The sequence below is a fragment of the Collinsella aerofaciens genome, assembly GCF_028209395.1.
GTDB lineage: Bacteria > Actinomycetota > Coriobacteriia > Coriobacteriales > Coriobacteriaceae > Collinsella > Collinsella aerofaciens_AZ.
Map to the genome: position 1 here is coordinate 24,628 of NZ_JAQLDQ010000016.1, position 23,837 is coordinate 48,464.

The 23,837-nt window shown below is 58.0% G+C and carries 21 protein-coding genes; 10 read left to right on the plus strand and 11 right to left on the minus strand.

What is annotated here, in order from left to right; all coding sequences use genetic code 11:
• Window positions 1-2: 2 nt before the first annotated feature.
• Window positions 3-1,025, plus strand: coding sequence for a helix-turn-helix transcriptional regulator (locus tag PMW67_RS07040; RefSeq protein ID WP_271739275.1), 1,023 nt, complete (start codon window positions 3-5; stop codon window positions 1,023-1,025).
• Window positions 1,012-1,929, plus strand: a complete 918-nt coding sequence (locus PMW67_RS07045; RefSeq protein WP_271739276.1) for a helix-turn-helix transcriptional regulator — start codon at window positions 1,012-1,014, stop codon at window positions 1,927-1,929. Before PMW67_RS07040 ends, PMW67_RS07045 begins: the two co-directional genes overlap by 14 nt.
• On the opposite strand, the gene PMW67_RS07050 is transcribed toward PMW67_RS07045, so the two are convergent.
• Together PMW67_RS07050 and PMW67_RS07055 are read right to left on the minus strand one after the other, a co-directional pair.
• Window positions 1,926-4,820, minus strand: coding sequence for a helicase C-terminal domain-containing protein (locus PMW67_RS07050; protein ID WP_271739277.1), 2,895 nt, complete (start codon window positions 4,818-4,820; stop codon window positions 1,926-1,928). The two genes, PMW67_RS07045 and PMW67_RS07050, sit on opposite strands and share 4 nt — an antisense overlap.
• Window positions 4,814-5,779, minus strand: coding sequence for a D-alanine--D-alanine ligase family protein (locus PMW67_RS07055; RefSeq protein WP_117637917.1), 966 nt, complete (start codon window positions 5,777-5,779; stop codon window positions 4,814-4,816). Before PMW67_RS07055 ends, PMW67_RS07050 begins: the two co-directional genes overlap by 7 nt.
• A gap of 85 nt (window positions 5,780-5,864) precedes the next feature.
• Here PMW67_RS07055 and rlmN point away from each other — a divergent pair, with 85 nt between their 5' ends.
• Complete coding sequence (gene rlmN, locus PMW67_RS07060) at window positions 5,865-6,917, plus strand: dual-specificity RNA methyltransferase RlmN (RefSeq protein WP_271739279.1); 1,053 nt, start codon at window positions 5,865-5,867, stop codon at window positions 6,915-6,917.
• Between the two features lie 198 nt (window positions 6,918-7,115).
• On the opposite strand, the gene PMW67_RS07065 is transcribed toward rlmN, so the two are convergent.
• The 9 genes from PMW67_RS07065 to rpmH form a co-directional block, all read right to left on the minus strand.
• Entirely contained in the window at window positions 7,116-7,370 is a 255-nt protein-coding gene (locus tag PMW67_RS07065) for a hypothetical protein (protein WP_099432405.1), read from the minus strand.
• Complete coding sequence (locus tag PMW67_RS07070) at window positions 7,360-8,265, minus strand: ParB/RepB/Spo0J family partition protein (RefSeq protein WP_199408188.1); 906 nt, start codon at window positions 8,263-8,265, stop codon at window positions 7,360-7,362. The genes PMW67_RS07065 and PMW67_RS07070 overlap by 11 nt, the downstream gene beginning before the upstream one ends.
• Window positions 8,258-9,058, minus strand: coding sequence for a ParA family protein (locus PMW67_RS07075; RefSeq protein WP_117843533.1), 801 nt, complete (start codon window positions 9,056-9,058; stop codon window positions 8,258-8,260). The genes PMW67_RS07070 and PMW67_RS07075 overlap by 8 nt, the downstream gene beginning before the upstream one ends.
• A 133-nt stretch (window positions 9,059-9,191) precedes the next feature.
• A complete protein-coding gene (rsmG, locus tag PMW67_RS07080; RefSeq protein WP_271739281.1) occupies window positions 9,192-9,857 on the minus strand; it encodes a 16S rRNA (guanine(527)-N(7))-methyltransferase RsmG in 666 nt (221 codons plus the stop codon).
• Window positions 9,858-10,025: 168 nt separating this feature from the next.
• On the minus strand, window positions 10,026-10,595 hold the full coding sequence (locus PMW67_RS07085) for a Jag family protein (RefSeq protein WP_271739283.1): 570 nt from the start codon (window positions 10,593-10,595) through the stop codon (window positions 10,026-10,028).
• Between the two features lie 44 nt (window positions 10,596-10,639).
• Window positions 10,640-11,410: a YidC/Oxa1 family membrane protein insertase gene (locus PMW67_RS07090; RefSeq protein WP_117564014.1), complete on the minus strand. Its 771-nt coding sequence runs from the start codon at window positions 11,408-11,410 to the stop codon at window positions 10,640-10,642.
• Between the two features lie 29 nt (window positions 11,411-11,439).
• Window positions 11,440-11,664, minus strand: a complete 225-nt coding sequence (gene yidD / locus PMW67_RS07095; RefSeq protein ID WP_022093804.1) for a membrane protein insertion efficiency factor YidD — start codon at window positions 11,662-11,664, stop codon at window positions 11,440-11,442.
• Window positions 11,661-11,999: a ribonuclease P protein component gene (gene rnpA / locus PMW67_RS07100; RefSeq protein WP_082435526.1), complete on the minus strand. Its 339-nt coding sequence runs from the start codon at window positions 11,997-11,999 to the stop codon at window positions 11,661-11,663. Before rnpA ends, yidD begins: the two co-directional genes overlap by 4 nt.
• A gap of 20 nt (window positions 12,000-12,019) precedes the next feature.
• The gene (rpmH, locus tag PMW67_RS07105) at window positions 12,020-12,154 is read right to left on the minus strand and encodes a 50S ribosomal protein L34 (RefSeq protein WP_019127408.1); all 135 of its coding nucleotides are present in this window, start codon (window positions 12,152-12,154) and stop codon (window positions 12,020-12,022) included.
• A 345-nt stretch (window positions 12,155-12,499) separates the two neighbouring features.
• Here rpmH and PMW67_RS07110 point away from each other — a divergent pair, with 345 nt between their 5' ends.
• The 7 genes from PMW67_RS07110 (at window position 12,500) to gyrA (ending at window position 23,633) form a co-directional block, all read left to right on the plus strand.
• A complete protein-coding gene (locus PMW67_RS07110; protein WP_271739284.1) occupies window positions 12,500-13,852 on the plus strand; it encodes an ATP-binding protein in 1,353 nt (450 codons plus the stop codon).
• Between the two features lie 15 nt (window positions 13,853-13,867).
• Window positions 13,868-15,592: a DnaA ATPase domain-containing protein gene (locus PMW67_RS07115; protein WP_118450326.1), complete on the plus strand. Its 1,725-nt coding sequence runs from the start codon at window positions 13,868-13,870 to the stop codon at window positions 15,590-15,592.
• A 238-nt stretch (window positions 15,593-15,830) separates the two neighbouring features.
• Window positions 15,831-16,934 carry a DNA polymerase III subunit beta gene (gene dnaN / locus PMW67_RS07120; protein ID WP_271739286.1) on the plus strand — a complete coding sequence of 368 codons (1,104 nt, stop codon included), beginning with the start codon at window positions 15,831-15,833 and terminating at the stop codon, window positions 16,932-16,934.
• 9 nt (window positions 16,935-16,943) lie between these two features.
• Window positions 16,944-18,050 carry a DNA replication/repair protein RecF gene (recF, locus tag PMW67_RS07125; RefSeq protein ID WP_271739287.1) on the plus strand — a complete coding sequence of 369 codons (1,107 nt, stop codon included), beginning with the start codon at window positions 16,944-16,946 and terminating at the stop codon, window positions 18,048-18,050.
• The gene (locus PMW67_RS07130) at window positions 18,037-18,600 is read left to right on the plus strand and encodes a DciA family protein (protein WP_271739288.1); all 564 of its coding nucleotides are present in this window, start codon (window positions 18,037-18,039) and stop codon (window positions 18,598-18,600) included. Before recF ends, PMW67_RS07130 begins: the two co-directional genes overlap by 14 nt.
• A gap of 105 nt (window positions 18,601-18,705) precedes the next feature.
• The gene (gene gyrB, locus PMW67_RS07135) at window positions 18,706-20,736 is read left to right on the plus strand and encodes a DNA topoisomerase (ATP-hydrolyzing) subunit B (RefSeq protein WP_118450329.1); all 2,031 of its coding nucleotides are present in this window, start codon (window positions 18,706-18,708) and stop codon (window positions 20,734-20,736) included.
• 185 nt (window positions 20,737-20,921) lie between these two features.
• Complete coding sequence (gene gyrA / locus PMW67_RS07140) at window positions 20,922-23,633, plus strand: DNA gyrase subunit A (protein ID WP_271739289.1); 2,712 nt, start codon at window positions 20,922-20,924, stop codon at window positions 23,631-23,633.
• Window positions 23,634-23,837 lie beyond the last annotated feature (204 nt).

Below are 23,837 nucleotides of genomic sequence, written 5' to 3' on the forward strand. Positions count from 1 at the left end.
CTATGACGGCAAGCGACGCGACCGCGACAATTAAAAAGGGGAATTCGGAGCCCAGTTTCGATAAAACGGCTCAGCGCATCCTCAATCTTTTCTTTGTGCTCAACAGCTCCCCCGAACCGCTGACGACCGAGCAGATCGTCTTGGATTCTGACCTGGGATATGGCTCGGGCAATATCGACTCGGATAAGCGCAAGTTTCGGCGCGATCGTGACAAACTGCTCGAACGCGGCATCTTAATCAAGGAGGTTCGCCCCGCCGGCGCGCAGGAGACCGAGGAAAGCTCATGGACAATCGACCGCGAGCACACGTTTGCGGCAGGCGGCCTCATCACCGCAGACGACGCCGATATCCTGCTCAACGCTATCGACCAGACAATAGCGGCCGGCTCATCCACTTTTGCCGCGCCGCTTGCCGATATTCGTTCCAAGATTGCCTACCTCACCGGCAGGACGACGGCGGACGAAGCACCGATCCGCCGCTCTCCCACCGTCGATGCGGTATGGAGCGCCTTTGCCGAGCGATGCGCGCTGCGATTTTTATATCAGAACGGACGCGGTGAGCAGAAAGAGCGTACCGTCTGCGTCTACGGCATGTTCGAGCGCGAGGGCGTTGCGTACTTCTGCGGCCTCGACAATGCCACCGACGACATCAGGACATTCCGCTGCGACCGTATCGTTCGCGCTTGGCGTCCTTCGAAGGCCTACGCCATCCCTGCAGACTTCAATCTCAACGACTACCTGTTCTTTGAATTCGATTTTGCCGACCGCCCGCCCGTTGCGGCTACGTTCTCGTTCGCCCCGCAGACGCAGATCGATATGATCAACGGCCTCACGCGCGGGCGAGGTGAGCTCGCACACACCGATTCGGGATGGACTTGGACCGTTGACGTGCGCGATCTTGAAGCCGGCGCCTCATTTTGCATGGCCCACGCCATGGACGGCATGAGGCCCATGGCCCCCAAATCGCTCAAGCAGGCGTGGAACCACCTCATTGAAAGGACGGTGCACGAGCATGCCCGTGCGTAAACTCACCAGCGAGCAGAGGCTCTCGCGCGCCATCGACATCATGGAGGCCCTCTACGCCGCCGGCGAGAGCGGCATGACACGAACCGAGATTTGCAGTCGCTTTGACATCACGGGGGCGTCGCTCGACGAGATTCTCGAGATCGTCTCGACGCTCGCGGACCGAGAATCGGGTGCGCGTATCATCTGCGAATGCCACGGCGAGCGCGTGGTCCTCACCGGTGACGCCGGGCGTGTACTACCGCTGCGCCTGAGTGCCGCCGAGGGCGCTGTGCTCAACCACGAACTTGAATCGTTGGGGATCGAGCCCCAGGCGGCGGCTCGAATTCGACATGCTCTTCTACCCGAAGAGCTCGGCTATAACCAGCACGTCTTTGACACCGTCAACCACGGGTCGCACTGGCAGCAGCTGAGCTGCGCCATTCAGGACGGCGTTCGCTGTCGCATCTCGTATCGCTCGATGGACGACGCGCGGCCACGCGAGCGTCTGGTCGACCCCTTGCGCATTACAGCAAACGGCGACCAAACATATCTGATTGCCTGGGACATCGCGGTCGATGAGCAGCGCACCTATCGCATGGATAAAATCGAGGGACTCGCGTTGACGGAAGACTCCGTCGTGCCTCACGCACCGGACGTTGCATCCCTCCACGATTCCCTTGCCCGGACGCAGCGTAGCGCAAAGCTCTTGATGCCATTCGATATGGCGGAGCATCTGGACTGGGCCGGCATCACCCTAATCGAACGCAGCGGGACAGACATGGCAACGGTAACCGTACATTACGGCTCCGAGCGTTGGCTACTGAGCCAGATAATCGCAGCGGGCGGAGCCATCCGCATCTTGGATGACCCCACCCTGTCAAAGCGTCTGTGCGATATGGCAAAAACCCTCGTCTGTCCGCTTTAGCGCCGCCGCTCGTGGCGTGCACGCCACAGCTGTAGATAGTGCCCGATCTGCGCCGATTCGATGCGCTGGTAGGAGCTCGTGGGCAGCGACGTTAAGAACTTCTTGCCATAGCCCTTCGTCACCAGGCGAGGATCCGCCAAGATCAGCACGCCGCTATCGGTCGACGAGCGAATCAAACGCCCCGCGGCCTGCTTAACCTCGAGCACCGCCTCGGGCAGCGAATAGCGCGCCCATGCGCGGTCTTCGCGCAGGTTGCGCTCGCACGAGAGCGGGTCCGTGGGGCTCGAGAACGGCAACTTGGGAATGATGACGCAGCGCAGCGTCTCGCCGCTGGCATCAAACCCCTCCCAGAAGGCCTTGAGAGCGAAGAGCGACGAGGTCGGTTCGTTGATAAACCGGTCGCGTAGGCGACGAGGAGATGAGTTGCGCTGCTGGCAGTTGAGCTCCAAACCCGCACGGGCCATCTTGGGCTCAACGCGGGCGTATAGGTCCTCCATGTCGCGCCGATTGGTGAACAACGTGAGCACCGATCCGCCCATGGCAAGATGGGCGTCGACCAGTACGCGCTCGAGCGCCGTAAGATAGCTCTCACGATCGCGCGGATCGGGGATATCGCCCGCAACGACTACAGCCATGTTCGAATCGAAGTCGTAGCTCGAATCCAAGTGCAGCGATGACGACGTTGAAGCACCGATGCGATCAAGGCCGACCGCATGGTTAAAGTGCTCAAAGCTTTTGGACACCGTCATGGTCGCCGAGGCAAAGATAGCCGTGTGAACCTCGGGCAGCCACTCGGTTGCCAAGGCCTCGCCAATGTCGATGCGCTCTGCGGTCATTGACTCTCCGCCGGCACGCAGCCTGCGATTGACCTGCAGCGAATACACGTAGTGTTCATCGGTACCATCAATGATGAGTTTTAGGTTCTCGGCCAGCTCGTGCAGGCGGCGCGAGATATCACCCAGGTCGACAACAACCTCTGGCTTGTCGGCGGCGACGGCTTGCACCAGCGCGTCGACGCTCTTGTCAGCTTGTTCCAATGCGTCGATGCCAGTGTAGGCCGACTGTAAGAAATCATGCCAGTCGTCAGATTCGCGCAGCTCGGGGCCAATCCATAGATTGGCATTGTCATAGCCCCCACGGACACGGCGACCGAGCTCGCGAACGCCATCGAACACGCCGGCAATCGCCATGCTCGCGCGCGCAACCGTCGACGTCGCCTTGGCAGTAAGGCCCAGATAGAGCGTAGAGCCCTCGGAGGTTGCCAAATCACGGGAAACCTGGCTTAGCGCGCCGGTGCTCGAGCCACCCAGACGCTCAAACAGAACGCGTGATTCGTCCGCCGACACCACACGCGCCCACTGACGGCGCGCCTCGCGCTCGATGGAATGGGCCTCGTCGATTACCCAATGACGAATCGGCGGCAAAATCCTGCCCTCGGCCGCGACGTTGCGGAACAGCAGGGAATGGTTGGTGACCACCACATCGGCATGCGCCGCACGACGGCGAGCGCCGTGGACCAAACATTTATCAGGGAAAAACGGGCAGAGGCGACGAGCACACTCGCGCGAGGCCGTCGTAAAGTCGGGACGGTTGACGCTGCGCCACCGAATGCCGAGCGAGTCGAGGTCGCCATCGGTTGATTGGCAGACGTACGCCATAATGACCGCGACCGCCGTGAGCGTGTCTGCCGGATCGCGCTTGGTGGTAATCTCGACCTGGCCGCGGCTCATGCGCTCAAGCTTGCGCAGGCACGGATAGTGGTCATACCCCTTGAGAGCGCAAAATGACAGACCACCGTCCAGTTGCTCGGCAAGTTTTGGCAGCTCATGGTACATGAGCTGGTCGGCAAGATTGTTCGATTTGGTCGCAATACCAACCGTGATGTTGTTACGGCGTGCTGCCTCGGCAAAAGGCACCAGATAGGCCATCGATTTGCCGACGCCTGTGCCTGCCTCAATTACTCGATGAGTGCCCGTGACCAGCGCATCGCGGACCTCGAGCGCCATCGCGATCTGCTCATCACGCGGCTCGTAGGTGGGATACATGCGATTGACCAGGCCACCTGGTGCATAGTCTGCCTCGATCTCCTCACGACTCGGCATCTTGAGAACCGGCAGCTCATCGGCGTCCACCCGATCGTCGGCGCGATCGGCCTTGAGAACGTCAGCACGAGCGGCGCTGAGAGAGAAGATAGAACCAGGGTTCTGCCCTGCCAAGAATGAGAAGATAGGACGATAGGACCAAGGCACGTCCGGATGCATGTCGGCTAGGCGCGCCATGAGGCCCTGGGGCAAGTCGGTGAGCGCCACGAGCAACACGCGCCATACGCCACACAGGGCGTCGACGTCGGCATTGGCACGGTGTGATACCGAGTCGCAGCCAAACAGATCGGCCATAAAAGACAGCTTGTGCGAGGCCAGGCGCGGAAGCGCGATGCGCGACAGCGCCAGCGAATCGATCCAAATATCGCTCACGTTGACGCCGCCTTTGACAGACTCGATAAACGAGCGGTCGAACGTGGCGTTGTGTGCGATCACCGGGCAGCCACCGACAAAATCGGCGAGAGCGGCGACGGCCTCAACCGCCGACGGGGCATCTGCCACATCGGCATTTGTAATGCTCGTGAGCTCGGTAATCTCGGCGGGAATCAGCTGTTTGGGATGCACGAAGGTATCGAAGCGGTCGATGACCTCGCGGCCCGAAAGACGGGCCGCCGAGATCTCGATCAGCTCGTTGTCCTGCACCGAAAGACCCGTGGTCTCGGTATCGAGGACAATCACATCTTCCTCGATAAGGCCGAAGGACTGCGTTTTGGCGCGGTCGGCAAGCGTGGCATAGGAGTCGATGACAAACTGCGGCGTTCCTGACGAAACCGCGTCCTCGATTAGCATGCAATGCCCGCTCGACGAAGGCCCATACGGATCAGGCTGTCACAGACCTGCGGGAACGTCATGTCGTCGGTGTGGCGGATCTCATCCGGATACAGCGACGTATCGGTCATGCCGGGAATGGTATTGGTCTCGAGGATAACGGGGCCGTCCTCGCTCACAATAAAGTCGCTGCGCGAGATACCCAGGCAACCGAGGGCCTTGTGAGCGGCACAGGCAAGTTCCTGAGCGCGAGCGTAATTCTCGGGTGAAATCTGCGCCGGAATGCGATGGATATCCGTAGGGTCGACATACTTCACGTCCAGATCGTAGAACTCGCAGTCCTCGGGCTTACGAATCTCGACAATCGGCAGGGCGCGTACGTCATCTTCGCCGTATACGCCGACGGTGATCTCGGTACCCTCGATGCACTTCTCGACCAGCACTTTGTCGCCGTACTCAAACGCCTTGGCGATTGCCGCGGGCAGCTCGGAGGGCTCATGGACCAGGGAAATGCCATAGCTGGAACCGTTGACGGCCGGCTTCACAAAGCAGCGTTCGCCACAAACCTCAACGATATGATCGATATCGACTTCATCGCCCACCTCGAGCGCAAGGCCGGGGGCAATAGGAATGCCCGCCTTGGCGTATAGGAGCTTAGAGACCTCCTTGTCGGCACCGCAGGCGCTGGCAAGTACGCCCGAGGCCGTGTAGGGGATACCCAGGGTCTCCATGGCACCCTGCATGGCGCCATCCTCACCGCCGGCGCCGTGCATGGCGATAAATGCCACATCGAATCCGCCGGTCGCCATGGTTACCATAAAGTCATCAGCGGCCGTGTCAAGCAGCTCCACCGAGGTGTAGCCGGCTTCTTTCAGTGCCACCACAACGTTCTTTCCCGAATCGAGCGAGATCTCGCGCTCGGCGGAATGACCGCCCGCCAAGACCGCTACGTGCATGTTCTCTAGGCTTTTACCCGGCATGGGCAGACTCCTCCTCTATAATTTCTGCAGCTGATACCATATTGTAGCGATACCCTCTACGTTTCCCCAAAATCGAAAGGCTTCCATGAATCCCAGGACTAAATCTCAGGACATTCGCGACTTGAGCCAAAACGATATTCGCGAGCTCGTGGCCGAACTTGGCCAGCCCGCCTTCCGCGCGAAGCAGCTCATCGAATGGGTCTTTGAGAAGAACGTTTGTTCGTTTGACGATATGACCAACCTTCCCAAGGCTTTCCGTGAGCAGCTTAAAGAGGCTTTTGCCTTTGATACGCCGACTGAAATCATCAAGCAGGTTTCCAAAGATGGCTCGCGCAAGTATCTGCTCGAGTACCACGATGGCATTTCCGTCGAGACTGTCGGCATGCCCCGCCGTAACAAACTTTCCGTCTGCGTTTCCACCCAGGCAGGCTGCGGCATGGGCTGTGCCTTTTGCGCTACCGGTCTCAACGGCCTCAAGCGCTCTCTGACCGCTCAAGAGATCGTCGACCAGGTGCTTCATGTATCCAACGACTTTGGCGAGCGTGCCACAAGCGTTGTCTTCATGGGCCAGGGCGAGCCGTTTGCCAACTACGACGAGGTTCTCAAGGCACTGCGTATCCTCAACGACCCCGATGGCATCGGTATCGGCGCTCGTCACCTCACCGTCTCTACCAGCGGCGTTATTCCCGGTATTCGCAAATTTGCCGATATCCCCGAGCAGTTCACGCTTGCCGTTTCCCTGCATTCCGCCATCCAGTCGACGCGCAATAAGCTCATGCCCGGTGTTAAGAAATACACGCTGCTTCGCCTTCACGAAGCGCTTCAGCTCTACACCGAGAAGACTGGCCGCCGCCCGACCTATGAGTATGCCATGATCGAAGGCGTCAACGATACGAATCCCGAGATGCAGGCGCTCTGCGACTTCTGCGAGGGAACGCTGTGCCACGTTAATCTAATTCAGCTTAACGACATCGAGGGCAGCCCGCTCAAGCCGTCGCCGATTCATAAGGTTGAGGATCTTCAGCGTCGTCTTGAGTCCCGTGGCATCGAGACCACGATTCGTAACTCCCGTGGTAACGATATTGACGCCGCTTGCGGACAGCTGAAGCAGCGCTTTAAAGTTCAGAAAAACGCATAGGGGAGTCGCACCCCAAAACGTTTCATGTGAAACATCGAACGACCCCGGTTGCAGGATATGCAACCGGGGTCGTTTCATTTATTGACCTTAATTTTGAATCAGCTGCTACTGGTCCCATTTTTACGGCCAAAATAAGGGGTCCTTGTCTCGTGAATCAGACAAGGACCCATCAAAATATGCTAAGTAATTGTTAGGTACCTAATAGCCTACATTTTCCCATTGGTTACTAACCCAACCTTGATTAATCTTAGGATTTTTCGTTACCTGAGCAGTTCGCATGGCAACATCTTCTGTCATAACATCCATTTTCTTCTTGGATGTATCAACGATATCTTGCGCGCCACGAAGCAAACGGCCTCGAAGTTCATCGTCTGTCGCGATCTTATAACCAGCAAAGGCACCAGCCGCGACAGTCGTCGCCAATGCAATCGCAGTAAAAATCTTATTCCTCATCTTGGCCTCCTTGATCAAACTGAATCATTTCACCAAGAATACGAGAGAGCTCTTCCTCGTCTTTAAACTCAATCTCAATCTTATTCTTTCCACGCGAGCTCTTCACACGCACGTTGGTATTAAATACCTGACGAAGTACACGCGCAGCCTTTTTAAAAGACTGAGGCGTTGCAGGCCGCGGCGTCTTAGGTGTCTCTCCGGCAGAAAACAATGGAGCAAGATTTTCTGTCGCTCTCACGGAAAGGCCCTCCGCAACAACCTTCTCTGCAAGTCGAATTCGAGCATCCTCATAGGGAACTGCAAGAATCGCACGTGCGTGACCAGCAGTAAGTTTACCCTCAAAAATCATCTGCTGAACTACTTCGGGGAGATCGAGAAGGCGCAGCGAGTTTGTAATTGCAGAGCGTGACTTGCTTACGGCCTTCGACAATGCCTCCTGGGTCATACCGCTAGCATCGATGAGCTGGCGATAGCCCTTAGCCTCTTCGACGGGATTCAGATCAGAACGCTGAAGGTTTTCGATAAGAGCAAGAGCCAGCATCTCTTCATCATTAACATCTTTAATGATGACAGGCAGTTCCTCAAGACCAGCAAGCTTTGACGCCTGGTAACGACGCTCACCAGCGATGATCTCATAACCGTTTCCATGCTTGCGAACCAAGAGCGGCTGCAAAACGCCATGTTCTTGGATTGACTCGCTCAACTCGCGAAGTTCAGTTTCATTAAAGTGAATTCGCGGTTGATTAGGGTTGGGAACGATATCCTCAATAGGTAGCTTTGTTTCAGATGCGGCATTTGAAGCAGATGCAGCAGAACCACCGGTCTCATACTCAGCCTCTGAGACCAAAGCATTGAGTCCGCGTCCCAATCCACCACGTTTCTTTGCACTAGGCACGCTTGATCACCTCTTTTGCAAGGTTCATATACGCTTTTGCACCCTTGTTTTGAGGTGCATAGGTAATTATCGGTTCTCCAAAAGACGGAGCTTCAGAGATTTTAACCGTACGGGGAATCAGCGTCTTAAACGCCTTATCACCAAAGTACGATTGAACTTCCTCAACAACCTGATTCGACAAAGAAGTACGTGAGTCATACATGGTCATAAGCACGCCATAGGTGTCTAAGCCCTTGTTCAGACGTGATTTGACCATCTTCATTGACTCAAGCAGCTTCGTAACGCCCTCGAGTGCGTAATACTCGCACTGGATTGGAATCAAAACGCTATCTGCTGCGGTCAGGGCATTGATAGTAAGCAGGCCGAGCGAAGGAGGACAGTCAATGAAAATAAAATCGAACTCGTCCTGAATCGGCTCAAGCAAATCTTTGAGGCGGGTTTCACGAGCAATTGCGCTTACAAGCTCAATTTCGGCACCTGCAAGCTGAATCGTAGCTGGAATTACGAATACCTTTTTGCAATTTGTATCAAGAACAAGCGATTCTGCCGGCACATCATTCAACAATGCATCATAGATGCAGTGATCAAGGTCTTCTTTTTCAATTCCAAATCCACTGGTACTGTTTCCTTGCGGATCAAAATCGACAATCAGTGTCTTACGACCCTGCTCACCCAGTGCTGCTGCAAGGTTTACAGCCGTCGTTGACTTACCGACGCCGCCTTTTTGATTGATGATTGCAATGATACGCGTGTCTTTTGCGCTCTTAGAACGCTTAACGTCGCGAAATCCCACGGTCCCTCCTGGTGTGTATTAAAGCTGTCAAACGGAGGATGTTTCACGTGAAACATTCCGATTCGATATCAACCGCCATGTTTCACGTGAAACACTGCAAGTTGTAGTATCCATTATGTTTCACGTGAAACATCTAGGCAAGCGGATTCTTCTTTGCCATGCCATTTGCACGAGGCAATGAAACGGATGCTGGATGACTCTTCTTAAGAACAATGAACTCCCTGTGGCCCAAGCCCTCAGGCAAATCGATTGCGTCATTAAGAAGCAAAGTGAAGCCGCAAATCTTAGCTGCCGACGTACCGGAAACTAGCTCCTCATCCGAAGGATTACCCTTGGTGATAACAAATAGACCTCCATCCTTGAGGAACGGAGCCGCATACTCAACAAGAATCGGTAGAGGGGCAAGTGCGCGGGCGGTTACGACAGAAAACTGCTTCTTATGGCTTCGAGCATATTCTTCAAGGCGATCATGAATCGCATGAGCATGTTTCAACCCAAGAGCATGAACAAAAGAATTGACGGCGTCAACCTTCTTACCAACAGAGTCAATATAAGTAGTTTTACGATGCGTGGCTATGGTTAACGGAATACCAGGGAAGCCCGCACCTGTACCCATATCGAGCAAAGCTCCCTCAGGAGCCTTATTGATATAGGGGAGCAAAACAAGTGAGTCGAGGATATGAAGTACCGCAGCATCTTCTACGTTAAGAATACGGGTGAGATTAGTTGTCTTATTTGTTTCCAGAACCAAATCCAAATGCTGAATACATTTCCTCAGCTCAACATCAGATACGCTCAAGGAATACTCTTTGCAATAGGAAGATAGACGAGTCAACATCTCGTCAGCTTGCTGATCAGTAAGTACTAACAACGAAAGCTCCTTTCTGACAAAAATCAGTGTATCGAGAACTTTTGACAAAAAAAGGGGACGTGGAAACCACGTCCCCTTAGCATAAGCTCGAGTAGATTATCGAGCAACAATCACCACATGGCGATCGGGGTCAGAACCCTCAGAATGAGTATCGACGGCGTCATTGCCACGAAGTGCAATGTGAACCAGTCGGCGCTCGTAGGCATTCATGGGCGGAAGCGAAACACTCTTATGAGTGCGGATGGCACGCTCGGCTGCAGACTGAGCCATGGAGGCAACCTTGTCCTGACGGCGGCTCTTGTATCCCTCGACGTCCACTACAACCGGATACCTAAAGCCAAGCTTGCGGCTCACTAGCAAAGAGAACATAACCTGAAGGGCATCAAGGGTGCGACCATGACGGCCAATGAGAACAGCAAGGTCAAGAGCCGTTACATCCAGAATCAGCTCACCCTCGTCGCCCTCATACTCATCGATAGGAGAGTTGGCGGCATCGAAGTGCGAAAGGATGGAACGCAGGATGGAAATCGCGACATCGGCAATGGTGTCGAGCTCCTCGTCGGTCAGCTCTTCACCGGCCTTGTAGCGCTGTGCAATCTCGGGATAATCGCCCGCGACCTGCGGGGCAACCTCCTCAAGCATATCCTCGATGATCTCTTCAGACATAACGTACTCCAAAAGTTAGGTACCTAAATAAGATTGATATCCCGCTACTTCTTCTTGTGCGGGCGCGGCTTCTTCTCGCGACGAGTGACCTCAACCTGCAGCGGCGCGTTCTTAAGGCGCTCCTCCTCATCGGCCTTCGCCTTGTCGATGACCTTCTGCGTCACAAAAATCTGCTGGATAACCTGCCAAGCAGACGAGACGTCGTAGTACAGCAGAACACCAACGGGAAGGCTCCAGCCCATCCAAAGCATCATGACCGTCATGACAACGGCCATCATACGCATGCTCTGAGCCTGCTGGCCGGTCTGGTTGCGCGACATATAGAGCTGCGGAATCAGGGTCAGGACAGCGAACAGGATCAGGCAGACCAGCGCAGGCAGCGCGACCATAAAGCCATCGGCAAAGGAGGCACTCGGCGTGGTGGTCAGGTCGGGCAGAATATTAAAGAACGAGAACGCGCCGTCGTTAAAGTAGTCCGGCAGGTTACGCAGCAGCGTAAATAGGGCGAACAGGACAGGCATCTGAATCAACAGCGGCAGACAACCAGCCATCGGGTTGAACTTGTTCTCGCTGTAGAACTTCTGCATTTCCTCGGCCTGACGCTGGGGATCGTCGGCATAGCGCTCCTGGATCTCGAGCATCTTGGGCTGCAGCACCTGCATGCGTGCCGTCGACTTAGTCGACTTGAGCATAAGCGGCGTCAGTAGCAGACGGATGATGACCACCAGGATGATGATGGACAGGCCCCAGTCGACCGCAAAGGTCTGGATGAGCTTGAGCAGCTCGAAAAGGATGTTAACGATCCAATCCCACATGTAAGTTTTCCTCCGATAGCGAGTGCCCACTAGGGCACAGGGTCATAACCGCCGACGTGCAGGGGATTGCAGCGAGCGATGCGCCTCACGGCAAGCCAGCAGCCTCTCAAAACACCGTACTTCTCAATCGCCTGGACGGCGTATTGCGAGCACGTTGGGTAATAAATGCAGGCGTCAGGCAATAAGGGCGAAATAACCTGTTGATATATGCGAATAGGAGCGATGGCAACACGTCGCAAAACGTGATTGCTCATCGCTCCTCCCCGGCAACGCCGGCGCGTTTCATAAGCGAACGCAATGCATTGTCCATCTCCTGAGGCGAAGAAACCCTCGTCTTGGGAGTTGCGAACAAGATGATGTCATAACCCGCAACGGGAAATCCACAGCTGCGGGCGGCCTCGCGCATCACACGCTTAGAACGGTTGCGCACGACAGCACAACCGAGCCGTTTAGCACCAACGAAGGCGACCCTTCCGGAGTCGCCTTCGCCAACCGATTCACATATGGTCATTCGAATCAGAGGGTGATTGAAACGACGCCCCTGACTGAACACATGCTCGAAATCTTGCCGAGACTTAATAGTCTTCATGCGAGATGTGTGTATCGCTGCTAGACAGTGAGACGCTTGCGGCCCTTGGCGCGACGACGGGCGAGCACGGCACGACCACCCTTAGTGGCCATACGGGCACGGAAGCCATGGGTCTTGGCACGCTTACGCTTATTAGGCTGATACGTACGCTTCATCTTAAGTTCCTCCTGCTGCATTTCGAGTGTCCGCGGGGGCGCGGACGCAGATATAGACACGTGAGCTTGAAGATTGTAGGGAAATCAATGTTCAAATGTCAAGAAATCAAAGGTAAAAGGTTGCGCAGTTCACACGGTTCCCCCATAAGCCGAGCTCGATTTAGCGGTGCATGGCAACTTTTCACGATATTTCATCGAGTTTTCAACAGGTCATGTTGGCAATGTTGAGAACTTTTCGTCCGTTTTCCAAAGTTTTCAACAGGTTTTGAAAAGTTGTCGAAAGATGAGAAACATTGCACGGTGAGCTACTATTTGTTCGAAACCTTTTGAAAGATTGCGAGCGGCATGTCTGACGACTTTTACACCATGGTCGATTCCGGAGACCCGGCACCCGACAACGAGCACATCACCGGCGTGCGCGAAGAGCGTGAGGAAGGCGAGCAGACGACCACGCAGGCGCCAAAAGTCATGTACGCCGCGCGCATCGCCGTCTATGACGACATGCTGTCGACACCGCGTGTGATCGTCATTGATCCGCAAGATGTCCGCACGTATTTGGAAGAGACGACCAACACCGTCTACCAGTGCATGAAAGAACAAGGTGGCCATATCTCGCTCATGGTCATCCGCGAGATTGTCGAAAACTTTATCCACGCGCACTTTGCCGAGCCCATCATCTCGATTCTGGACGGCGGAGACACCATCCGCTTTGCTGATCAAGGACCCGGCATCGACGACAAGGAGCGCGCTTTCGACTTTGGCGTTACCAGCGCAAACAGCAAGATGAAGCGCTATATCCGTGGAACCGGAGCAGGGTTTCCCATGGTGCAGGAGTATTTGGAAAACGCCGGCGGGGCCGTGTCCATCGAGGACAACATGGGCAACGGCACCGTGGTTACGGTAAGCCTGGATCCTAAACGCGTGCAGGAAATCGAACGCGCCGGCGGGCGCGGTGCTGCCGTGCGGCCCGAGACGGAGCAGCCCGCATATCCCCTGCCGGGAGCTTTTGCGCAGCAGCCCATGGCAACGCAACAGATGCAGCCCCGCGTGGGACAGATGCAGCAGCCCGGAATGCTTCCTACACAAGAGTCCCAGGCGGCGTCGATGTCGATGCCGCCAAACGTGCCAGAGGCCATGCCACTGGCGGATCAGGATGCAGCAACAATGCAGCAGGCGACGGGGGCACCGGGTGGCCAGCAAATGGGATATCAGCCGTACCAACAGGGATATCCATATCAGAAGATGCCGCCACTGGGGTATGGCCAGCAGTTCCCACAGCAGTACCAGCAGGGATATCAGCAGCCGTACCAGCAGATGCCGCAGCAGCAGTACAACCCCTGGGCCCAGCAGATGACTCCGCAGCCTTACCAACAGTGGCCTCAAAGTTTTCAACAGCAAATGTCGCCGATGCAGAGTTCTCAACAACCACCAGCTCAAATGATGTATCCTAATGCAGCAAATCAGTATGCGCAGCCACAACCGGACGTGTTCGTAAGCGATCGCGGCAACGCCGCGCTGGGCTATCTGGCGCAAAATCAAGCGTGCGGTGCAACCGATCTGGCGAGGGCGTTTGGAAACTCGGCCCCCACTTGGTCACGCACGCTCAATGACTTGGCGCAGGCCGGCTTGGTCATCAAGCATGGCCAGAAATACCATCTGACCGAACTCGGCGCCGCTCGCGTGCGAGCTCAGAGCTAAAGAACGGGAGAGACAGTGGACGAGGAAGCAAGCATCATCCTGGGGGATGCCATCGCCTTTTGCCAGCGCGACGGCCAAGATGCACGCCTCATCAACATGCTGGGGCAATCGCGCGCCATAAGCCTGACCGAAGATACGCTCACGATCGAGGCCCCCTCGCGCTTTGCCATCGCGCAGCTCAAAAAGCATCAGCCGACTATTGAGGCCTATCTGGAAGAAATCGCCTTTGCTCCGATCGCGCTCGACATCGTGGCACCGCAAGGCGCAACGGCCGAATCTGCTGCCGCGACGGTGCCCGCCACGGCTCCCGCTGCTTCCCCTGCGGCGCCAGCCTCCGCAGGCGACGTGCCGACAATCGAGCACCAGCACAGCGATGTTTCCCGTGAAACCATGGCACCGTTGCCGACCGCCGCTGCGACGTCAACGAACGCACCCGTCACGCACATGCCCATCGCTCATGACGCAGCGGCGGGCGCGGATTCGGGCATTGCAATCAAGAACACGCTCTCGGCCGATGATTTTCGTCGCATGATGAACCAGATGAAGGGCGGGGCGCCGACTAAGTCCACGCAAGCCGCGACCCCCGCTTCACCCATGCCGGCACCGACCGTGCCGGCCGAGCAGAATACGGATGGAGCCCCACTCGCCGCGAACTCAAAATTTACCTTTGAGAACTTTGTCTACGGCCCCGAGAACAGCCATGCCTATCGCTCGGCACTCAAGTTTGCCGCCCTCGCGGACGAGCGCGGCACGTGCACATCACTGTTCATCTACGGCAAATCGGGCCTGGGCAAGACGCACCTGCTGCTTGCCATCAAAAACGAGCTCGCCGAGAAGTCGCCCGAGATCAAGGTCAAGTATGCCAACTCCCAGGCATATCTGGACGACCTGATGACCGAGTTCGACCGCCAAAAGAAGAGCAACGCCCCTATCATGCAGGCATACCACGGCGTGGACGTGCTCATCATCGATGACATCCAAAACATCATCGGCAAGCGCGCGAGCGTGGACTACTTTTTCCAGCTCATGGACGAGTTCATCCGCAACAACAAGAAGGTCGTCATCGCGGCAGACCGCGCCCCCAAGGACCTGAGCATGGACGAGCGTCTGACCAGCCGCTTCAACGCCGGCATGCTCTGCCTGGTCGCAGAGCCCAGCTACGAGATGAAATACAAGATCTTGCAGCGCTATTACGAGAACACCATCGTCGCCGCTCCCGAGGCAGGCGACGACTCGCTGCTGGCGGCCTATGGGGGCGACAGCGGGCACCTGACCGACGACCACTTTAAACACATGGCCGAGGTCTCGGGCACCAACATCCGCGAACTCGAGAGCTTTTGCGAGCGCTGCGCCGGCGAGGCGGGCGACCGCGAGCGCGAGGGCGGGGAGCTCACCTTTGACGATATCGACGCCATCGCCAGCCAGTACTTCGACACATCGGCCAAAAAGATCAACGTCCAGACGGTTCAGTCCGTCATCGAAGAGCAGTACGGCGTGACGCACGAGGAGCTCATCGGCCCGCGTCGCAACGCCAATATCGCCAAAGCACGCCATATTGCCATCTATCTGGCCATCGAGATGTGCGAGATGACGACCACGGCGGTGGGCGCCGAATTTGGCAACCGCAACCACTCGACCGTCAGCACGAGCTACAAAAAGGTCCAGAAGATGATCCAGGAAGACCGCACCGTCACCGAAGACCTCAAGTCGCTGCGCGATAAAATTACACTGCGCTCGTAGGGAAATAGAGACACCTGTTGAAAACTTGTCGAAACCACGGGCATAAGGTGTCTAAAACCCAACCCGCGGTGATGAAAAGTTTTGCGCAGGTTTTGAACGTGGAAAACCACCCCTGTTGCACACAGGTTGCTGTCGATTCTCTTTCTGGGTCTGACCTGCGTCTTTGGGAGTAATCAACAGTTTCGTCAGTGCTATTACTATTATTAAGATATTTATATCTATAGAAAGGTATTAAAAGATGAAGTTCACCGTCAGCCAGAGCTCGCTTACACAAGCCATCGGCGTCGTTATGAAGGGTGTCGCTTCGGCATCCACCCTCCCCATCCTGTCGGGCGTGCTCGTTAAGGCCCAAGACGGCATCTTGGAATTCCAGACCTCTAACTACACCATCTCGATCCGTCATCGCATCGCGGCGCATGTCGAAGAAGAGGGCGAGATGGTTATTCCCTGTAAGATGCTCTCCAATATCACCAAGACCCTCCCCGATGCCCCGGTCACCTTTGAGCTGTCCGAGCGCCAGGTGCTGATTGGTTGCGAGAAGAGCTCTTTCCGCCTGAACACGCTCGATGCCAATGACTTCCCCGAGTTTCCGGCCTATGCCATCGAGAGTGCCGTGGAGCTGCCGACCGATGTCTTGTCCGAAATGGTCGGCCGCGTGTGGCGCGTCACCTCGACCGACAAGGCTCGCCCCATCCTGGGCGGCGTGCACATGAAGGTCGAGAACAACACCGTACGCCTGGTAGCGACCGATTCCTTCCGCTTGGCCGTGTGCGATACGCAGGTCGAGACCTCGACCCTCGAGGGCTCCTTTGAGCTTAACGTTCCGGCTGACGCCTTTAACGACGCGCTGAACATCATGGCCAGCCAGACGACCATCATGATCGGGGCTACCGACACCCAGGTCGTCTTCGAGGCCGGCAACACCACCTACGTGTCGCGTCGCATCGAGGGCGTGTACCCCAACTACAAGCAGCTCATCCCCGATTCGTGCGTGACGAGCGTTAAGATCGACGTCGCCGCCTTTAACGCCGCCCTCAAGCGCGTGGCCGTTATCGCGAGCGCCAACCCCGCCGTCAAGTTCGAGATCGATGTCGAGAACGGGCAGATGGGCCTGTCCTCCATTTCCAATGACCAGGACCTTGCGCAGGAGACGATCGATGTCGGGGCCGAGGGCGAGTCGGGTACCATCGCCTTCAACTACCACTACATCTTCGGCTGCCTCAATGCCCTGTCCAAGGAGAAGGAGATCACGCTGGAGCTCAAGAGCTACTCGCAGGCGGGCATCTTCAAGTCCTACGACAAGATCAACTACCTGTACCTGGTCATGCCGGTCCGCATATAGCACTGCGCCATGACCATGTTCGCCCGCGATCTTTCCGTCGCACACTACCGCAGCTTCGATAGCTATCACCTTGCCCTGGACGAGGGCGTGACGATACTTGCGGGACCCAACGCGGTGGGAAAGACCAATCTCATAGAGGCGCTGCAGCTGCTGACGAGCGGCGCCTCGTTTAGGCATCCGACCGCAGCCGAGCTCGTCCATGACGGCGTGGGCTCGTGCAAGATCGAGCTGAGGCTCGAGGGCGACGGCCGCGTGCTTGATATGGGATTGAGCGCGGAGGACGGTAAGCGCTCGTTTAGCCGCAACGGCAAGAGATGCTCTGCCGCCGGTGTGCGCGGGGTTCTTCCGAGCGTGCTGTTTTGCCCCGACCATCTGGACATGGTTAAGCGTGGCGCCAGTGTGCGCCGCGCCGCCCTCGATGACTTTGGCATGCAGCTGAGCGCACGCTATGCCGATCTTGCGAGCACCTATGGGCGCTGCGTGACCCAGCGTAACGCCTTGCTCAAGGAGACCTGGTGCTGCCGCGAGATGCTCGGCGCGTGGAACGATTCGATTGCCCGCGCGGGCTCGGCCCTGCTCGTGCACCGGTTGGCTCTGCTCGACCGGCTGGCGGGCCATGTGCACACTGCCTACGGGCAAGTAGCGTCAGGTGAGGCCGCCAACGTGACCTATGCGTCCACGCTGGGGGCTTTGCCCCAGGTCGAGGATCGCGAAGAGCTGAAGGGTTGGGCGTACGAGCGCATGCTGGCCGCCCTTGACGAGCATGCCGACGAGGAAATTCGCCGCGGCGTGACGTTGGTGGGACCGCATCGCGACGAGATTGAGTTTACCGTGGCGGGTCGCTCCGCCCGTTCATTTGCCAGCCAAGGACAGCAGCGCACGCTGGTGCTGTCCTGGAAGGTGGCCGAGGTTGCCGTGGCTCGCGATGTCCTGGGCACCGCCCCACTGCTGCTTTTGGACGACGTGATGAGCGAGCTCGACGGCGAGCGTCGCGGCGCTTTCCTGCGGCTGATTGGCGATGATATCCAGACGGTCATAACTACGACCAACCTGGGGTACTTTACCGATGACCTGCTTGATCGAGCCAAGGTGGTGAGCATGGGTGAGACGTGCTAATTACGAGCGCGAGAGCGAGACAGTCGCCTTCAGCGGGTTTTTGAACGCAGAGCGTCAGCGCATCCTGGCGGCTGCGACCCCTGAGCGCCGTGCGCAGATGGAGGCCGCCGAGGAGTCGCGCACGGTCTATCGCGCATGGAACGCGGTGTGCTCGGGTACGCGCGAGGGGCGGCATGTGACGGGACTGCGCTACCTGCCCGAGTCCAATGAGCTGCTGGTGTATCTCGACTCGCCCTCGTGGACGCAGGAAATGACGCTGTTGCGCGAGATCATCCGCGCGCGCATGGAGCGCGCCGGTGCGCATGTGGACGGCCTGGTGTTCAAAACCACCGCGCCCGGTCACACGCCGCCCGCCGCCAAGGAGCGCCTGCGCCCGGCGACGACCGAGCGACCGCCGGCCCCGCACGCCGACCTAAGTGAGGCCGAGCGTACCGAGATCGAGCGCCAAGTGGCGCCCATCGAAGACCAAAAACTGCGCGAGGCCCTCGAGAATGCCATGAGAGCCAGTGCCGAGTGGGCCAAGGGCGTGCAAAGCAAAAAAGAGCCTTAAATCGCATCTGGTGGCCTTGTAGAGCCAAATACCCTCGTTCCCGAGGGTATTTTTTTACGATAAACTAGTAAGGCTGTACACATTTTCTTGACTGAAGGAGGACGTGTGGCAAACGAAAACGATTACGATGGCGGCGAGATTAAGATCCTCGAAGGTCTCGAGGCCGTTCGTAAGCGCCCGGGCATGTATATCGGCTCGACGAGCGCCAGCGGTCTGCATCACCTGGTGTGGGAGATCGTTGACAACTCCGTCGACGAGGCCATGGCCGGTTTCTGCACCGAGATCCAGGTGACGGTCCACGCCGACAACTCCATCACGGTCGTCGACAACGGGCGCGGCATCCCCGTCGACGAGCACCCTGTTAAAAAGATCCCGACGCTTGAGGTCGTTATGACGATCTTGCACGCCGGCGGTAAGTTCGATAACTCGGCCTATAAGGTCTCGGGCGGCCTGCACGGCGTAGGCATCTCCGTCGTCAACGCGCTGTCCAAACGCGTGGTCGTTCAGGTTCGTCGCGATGGCAACACCTACGAGATGGAGTTCTCGCGCGGCAAGACCGTCAAGAAGATGGAGGTCGTGGGCACCTCGGATTCGACGGGCACCACCGTCACCTTCTGGCCCGACGACGAGATCTTCGAGACCTGCATCTACGATTTCGATACGCTGCACAACCGTCTGCAGGAGACGGCGTTCCTCAATAAGAACCTCAAGATCGTGCTGACCGACGAGCGCGAGGCGACTCCCCACGTGGAGGAGTTTTGCTACGAGGGCGGCATCATCGACTTCGTCAAGTTCCTCAACGAGGGCAAGGACGTCCCTGAGGCCTTTAAGGAGCCCATCTACATCGAGGGCAAATCGGACCCGGACGCGCCTGTGGCCAAGATGGGCGAGGTCGAGGTTTCCCTGCAGTGGAATAGCGGCTACGGCGAGAACGTCATGTCGTTTGCCAACGACATCTACACTCCCGAGGGCGGCATGCACCTTGAGGGCTTCCGCACCGCGCTCACCCGCGTGATCAACGACTACGCGCGCAAACAGAACCTGCTCAAGGAAAAAGACGCCAACCTGACCGGCGACGATGTGCGCGAGGGCCTTTCGGCCGTTATCTCGGTCAAGCTGCCCGATCCGCAGTTTGAGGGCCAGACCAAGGCCAAGCTCGGTAGCTCCTATATGCGCGCGCTGACGCTCAAGATCGTGACCGACGGCCTCGCCGATTACTTGGAGGAGCATCCCAAGCCCGCCCGCGAGATCGTCAAGAAAGCGCAACAGGCCTGCAAGGCGCGCAACGCCGCCCGCAAGGCGCGCGAGGCGACCCGCCGCAAGAGCCTGCTCGAGACGGCGTCCCTGCCCGGTAAGCTCGCTGACTGCTCGGTGCGCGATGCCGAGCTGACCGAGCTCTTCATCGTAGAGGGTGACTCGGCAGGCGGTTCGGCCAAGGACGGCCGTCGCCGAGACATCCAGGCGATTCTGCCCCTGCGCGGCAAGATTCTGAACGTCGAACGCGTTGGTGACCATCGCGCGTTCTCGAGCGACACCATCCAGTCGCTGATTACCGCGATCGGCTGCGGTGTCACGACGAGTGCCGGCGACGGCGGCGACTTCGATATCACCAAGGCGCGCTACCACAAGATCATCATCATGACCGATGCAGACGTCGACGGTGCGCATATCCGCATCCTGCTGCTGACGTTCTTCTACAAGTACATGCGTCCGCTGATCGATGCCGGCTACGTCTATGTTGCCTGCCCGCCTATCTTTGGCATTAAGGTGCGCAACAAGATCCACTACGTGTATCCCAACGGCCGCCAGCCCGAAGACGAGATCCTGCGCGACACCATTCAGAGCCTGGGCCTGAACCCCGACGAGGACGACGAGGACGGCAAGGCCAAGGACGGCAAGATCACCAAGAAGCGCAAGGGCTATACCGTCCAGCGCTACAAGGGTCTGGGCGAGATGGACCCCAAGCAGCTTGCCTCGACGACGATGGACCCCAAGACCCGCATCCTGCAGCGCGTGTCGATCGAGGACGCCGTGGTGGCGGACCGCGCCGTGCGTGAGCTGATGGGTTCCGAGGTCGGCTATCGCCGCGAGTACATCGAGAAGCACGCCCACGACGCACGATTCTTAGACGCCTAATCCCTGCGGCTTTCCCAGCCACCGCACCTTCGCCCTCAATCGTCGGTCGCGTACCCAAGTACGCTTCCCTCCTCTTTCGGGTGAATCTGCGGCACCTGGAAAAGCCGTCTCCGTGGTTGGGAACTAATGGACCACGCAAACCATGAGGAGGTAACGTGGCAGACGATATCAACAATAACGAGGGTATGGGCGAGGCCGGCGATGCCGGCATGCCCGACGATTTGAAGCGCCTGCTCGCCCGTGCTGAGCAGGGCGAGGACGGCGATCCGGACGCCTATAACCCCGATGCCGATGATGATGAGGAAGAGGACGACGACGGTGAGCTCGAGGAGAGCTTTGGCGAAGTCGACCGTGGTGCCTCGGCCGGCGAGGATATCAACGGCGGCCAGCTCCAGATTTCGGAGTTTGGCCGCGAGATGAAGCAGTCATTTATCGAGTATTCGATGTCGGTCATTACGGCGCGCGCCCTGCCGGACGTGCGCGACGGCTTAAAGCCGGTGCACCGCCGCATTCTGTACGCGATGAACGAGAGCGGCATCTACCCCAACCGTCCACACAAGAAGTCGGCCTGGACGGTCGGCGAAGTTATCGGTAAGTACCACCCGCATGGTGACTCCGCGGTCTACGAGGCAATGGTTCGCCTGGCGCAGTGGTTCTCCATGCGCACGCCGCTCATCGACGGCCACGGCAACTTCGGCAACATCGACGGCGACGGCGCGGCGGCCATGCGTTACACCGAGAGCCGCCTGGCAAAGCCCGCCATGGAATTGCTGCGTGACTTGCAGAAGGATACCGTCGACTGGCAGCCCAACTACGACGAATCGCTCGCCGAGCCTCAGGCGCTGCCTGCGCGCTTCCCCAACCTGCTGGTCAACGGCAGCCAGGGCATCGCCGTCGGCATGGCCACCAATATCGCCCCGCATAACCTCACCGAGGCGATCGAGGCAACCTGCTACCTGATCGATAATCCCGACGCCACTGTCGACGAGCTCATGCAGATCATGCCCGGTCCGGACTTCCCCACCGGCGCTATCATCATGGGCAGTGCCGGTATTAAGCAGAGCTACGAGACCGGCCGTGGCTCCATTACCGTGCGCGCCAAGGCTCACGTGGAGTCCACCAAGACCGGCCGCAGCCGCCTGGTCTTTACCGAGATTCCCTACATGGTCAACAAGGGCACCCTGCAGGAGAAGATCGCCCAGCTCGTCAACGACAAGCGCATCGAGGGTATCTCGGATATGCGCGATGAGTCCAACCAGAAGGGTATCCGTCTGGTCATCGAACTCAAGAAGGGCGTCATCCCGCAGGTCGTGCTCAACAACCTGTACAAGTACACCTCGCTGCAGACGACCTTTGGCGCCAACAACCTGGCGCTTGTCAACGGCGTTCCCAAATGCCTGAGTCTGCGCGAGATGCTGCAGCACTACATCGACCACCAGGTCGACGTCGTCACCCGCCGCACCCGCTTCGACCTTAAGAAGGCCCAGGCCCGCGCGCATATCCTTGAGGGCTACCTGATGGCCCTTGACCATATCGACGAGGTCATCAGCATCATCCGCTCCTCGCAGACCGACTCCGAGGCCAGCAGCCGCCTGATCGAGCGCTTTGGCTTTACGCCCGAGCAGACCACGGCCATCCTCGAGATGAAGCTGCGCCGCCTGACCGGCCTGGAGCGCGACAAGATCCAGGAAGAGCTGGACGGCCTGCGCCGCGCCATCGCCTACTACGAGGACCTGCTGGCGCACGAGGAGAAGATCCTGGGCGTCATTAAGGAAGAGATGCGCGAGATCTCCAAGAAGTTCGGCGATAAGCGCCGCACCGAGATCAGCCATGTCGAGAAGGACCTGGACGTCGAGGACCTCATTGCCGATGAGGACATGGTCGTGACCATCACCCACACCGGCTATGTCAAGCGCATCCCGGTGGCCGCCTACCGCGCCCAGAAGCGCGGCGGCAAGGGCGTGTCGGGCGTCAACCTCAAAGAGGACGACGTCATCGACGAGATGTTCATCGCGTCCACGCACGAGTACGTGCTGTTCTTCTCGAGCAAGGGTAAGGTCTATCGCCTGAAGGTGCACGAGCTGCCGGTGGGTACGCGCCAGACGCGCGGTACCGCAATCGTCAACCTGCTGCCCTTCGAGGAGGGCGAGAAGATCGCGAGCGTCATCAGCTGCCGCGAGTTCCCTGCCGACGAGTACCTGATGTTTGCCACCAAGAGCGGCATGGTCAAGAAGACCGTAATGAGCGCATATGACCGCAGCCGCCGCGACGGCCTGATCGCTATCAACCTGCGTGACGACGACGCGCTGCTGAACGTGCGCCGCGTGCGCGAGGGCGACAAGATTATCCTGGCCACCACCGCGGGCAAGGCGATCATGTTCTCCGAGGAACAGGTGCGCGCCACCGGCCGCGATACCAGCGGCGTTCGCGGTATCGGTATGAAGGACGGCGTGAGCGTTCTGGGCATGGAAGTCACTAACGGCAACGGCGATCTGTTCGTCATCACCGAGCGCGGCTACGGCAAGCGCACGCCGGTCGCGGACTACCCGGAGCAGAATCGCGGCGGCCAGGGCGTCTACACCATCCAAATGACCGAGCGTAAGGGTAACCTCGCGGCCATGAAGACGGTGGGCCCGCAGCACGAGCTGTTCATCGTGACGGAGGGCGCGACGGTCATTCGCGTCAAGACCGACGAGATCAGCCAGACCGGCCGCGCCACCCAGGGCGTCAAGATGATGACCGTCGACGACAACGACCGCATCTGCGCCGTAGCCCGCATGACGGCCGCCAAGGAGAAGCCCGAAGGCGAAGCCACAGAAGACGGCTCTGCCCCCGAAGAAACCCCTGTCGATCTAGGCGACGGCAACGACATGCCAGAGGATCTCCTAGACGAGTAAGAGGAACTAGCTGGTAGAAAATATCAGACCCCATATATCGGCGGTCGGCGCACCTGCGCGCCGACCGCTTTTTTGAAAACCTTGGGACCCCATGGTCGCTGGGCTGGCGAGATGGTTTTGGTTTGTCGCGAGTTCCGCACGCAAAGAAGGCCACTTAATGTGGCCTTCGTCTTGCGCAGGACTGTCCGAGCAGCAAACCAAAAC

What these genes read in the sequence shown, in the direction of transcription:
- PMW67_RS07040 (WP_271739275.1), top strand. Translation starts at nt 3, where the DNA reads ATGACGGCAAGCGACGCGACCGCGACAATTAAAAAGGGGAATTCGGAG.
- PMW67_RS07045 (WP_271739276.1), top strand. Translation starts at nt 1,012, where the DNA reads ATGCCCGTGCGTAAACTCACCAGCGAGCAGAGGCTCTCGCGCGCCATC.
- PMW67_RS07050 (WP_271739277.1), bottom strand. Translation starts at nt 4,820, where the DNA reads ATGCTAATCGAGGACGCGGTTTCGTCAGGAACGCCGCAGTTTGTCATC.
- PMW67_RS07055 (WP_117637917.1), bottom strand. Translation starts at nt 5,779, where the DNA reads ATGCCGGGTAAAAGCCTAGAGAACATGCACGTAGCGGTCTTGGCGGGC.
- rlmN (WP_271739279.1), top strand. Translation starts at nt 5,865, where the DNA reads ATGAATCCCAGGACTAAATCTCAGGACATTCGCGACTTGAGCCAAAAC.
- PMW67_RS07065 (WP_099432405.1), bottom strand. Translation starts at nt 7,370, where the DNA reads ATGAGGAATAAGATTTTTACTGCGATTGCATTGGCGACGACTGTCGCG.
- PMW67_RS07085 (WP_271739283.1), bottom strand. Translation starts at nt 10,595, where the DNA reads ATGTCTGAAGAGATCATCGAGGATATGCTTGAGGAGGTTGCCCCGCAG.
- PMW67_RS07090 (WP_117564014.1), bottom strand. Translation starts at nt 11,410, where the DNA reads ATGTGGGATTGGATCGTTAACATCCTTTTCGAGCTGCTCAAGCTCATC.
- yidD (WP_022093804.1), bottom strand. Translation starts at nt 11,664, where the DNA reads ATGAGCAATCACGTTTTGCGACGTGTTGCCATCGCTCCTATTCGCATA.
- rnpA (WP_082435526.1), bottom strand. Translation starts at nt 11,999, where the DNA reads ATGAAGACTATTAAGTCTCGGCAAGATTTCGAGCATGTGTTCAGTCAG.
- rpmH (WP_019127408.1), bottom strand. Translation starts at nt 12,154, where the DNA reads ATGAAGCGTACGTATCAGCCTAATAAGCGTAAGCGTGCCAAGACCCAT.
- PMW67_RS07110 (WP_271739284.1), top strand. Translation starts at nt 12,500, where the DNA reads ATGTCTGACGACTTTTACACCATGGTCGATTCCGGAGACCCGGCACCC.
- dnaN (WP_271739286.1), top strand. Translation starts at nt 15,831, where the DNA reads ATGAAGTTCACCGTCAGCCAGAGCTCGCTTACACAAGCCATCGGCGTC.
- recF (WP_271739287.1), top strand. Translation starts at nt 16,944, where the DNA reads ATGACCATGTTCGCCCGCGATCTTTCCGTCGCACACTACCGCAGCTTC.
- gyrA (WP_271739289.1), top strand. Translation starts at nt 20,922, where the DNA reads ATGGGCGAGGCCGGCGATGCCGGCATGCCCGACGATTTGAAGCGCCTG.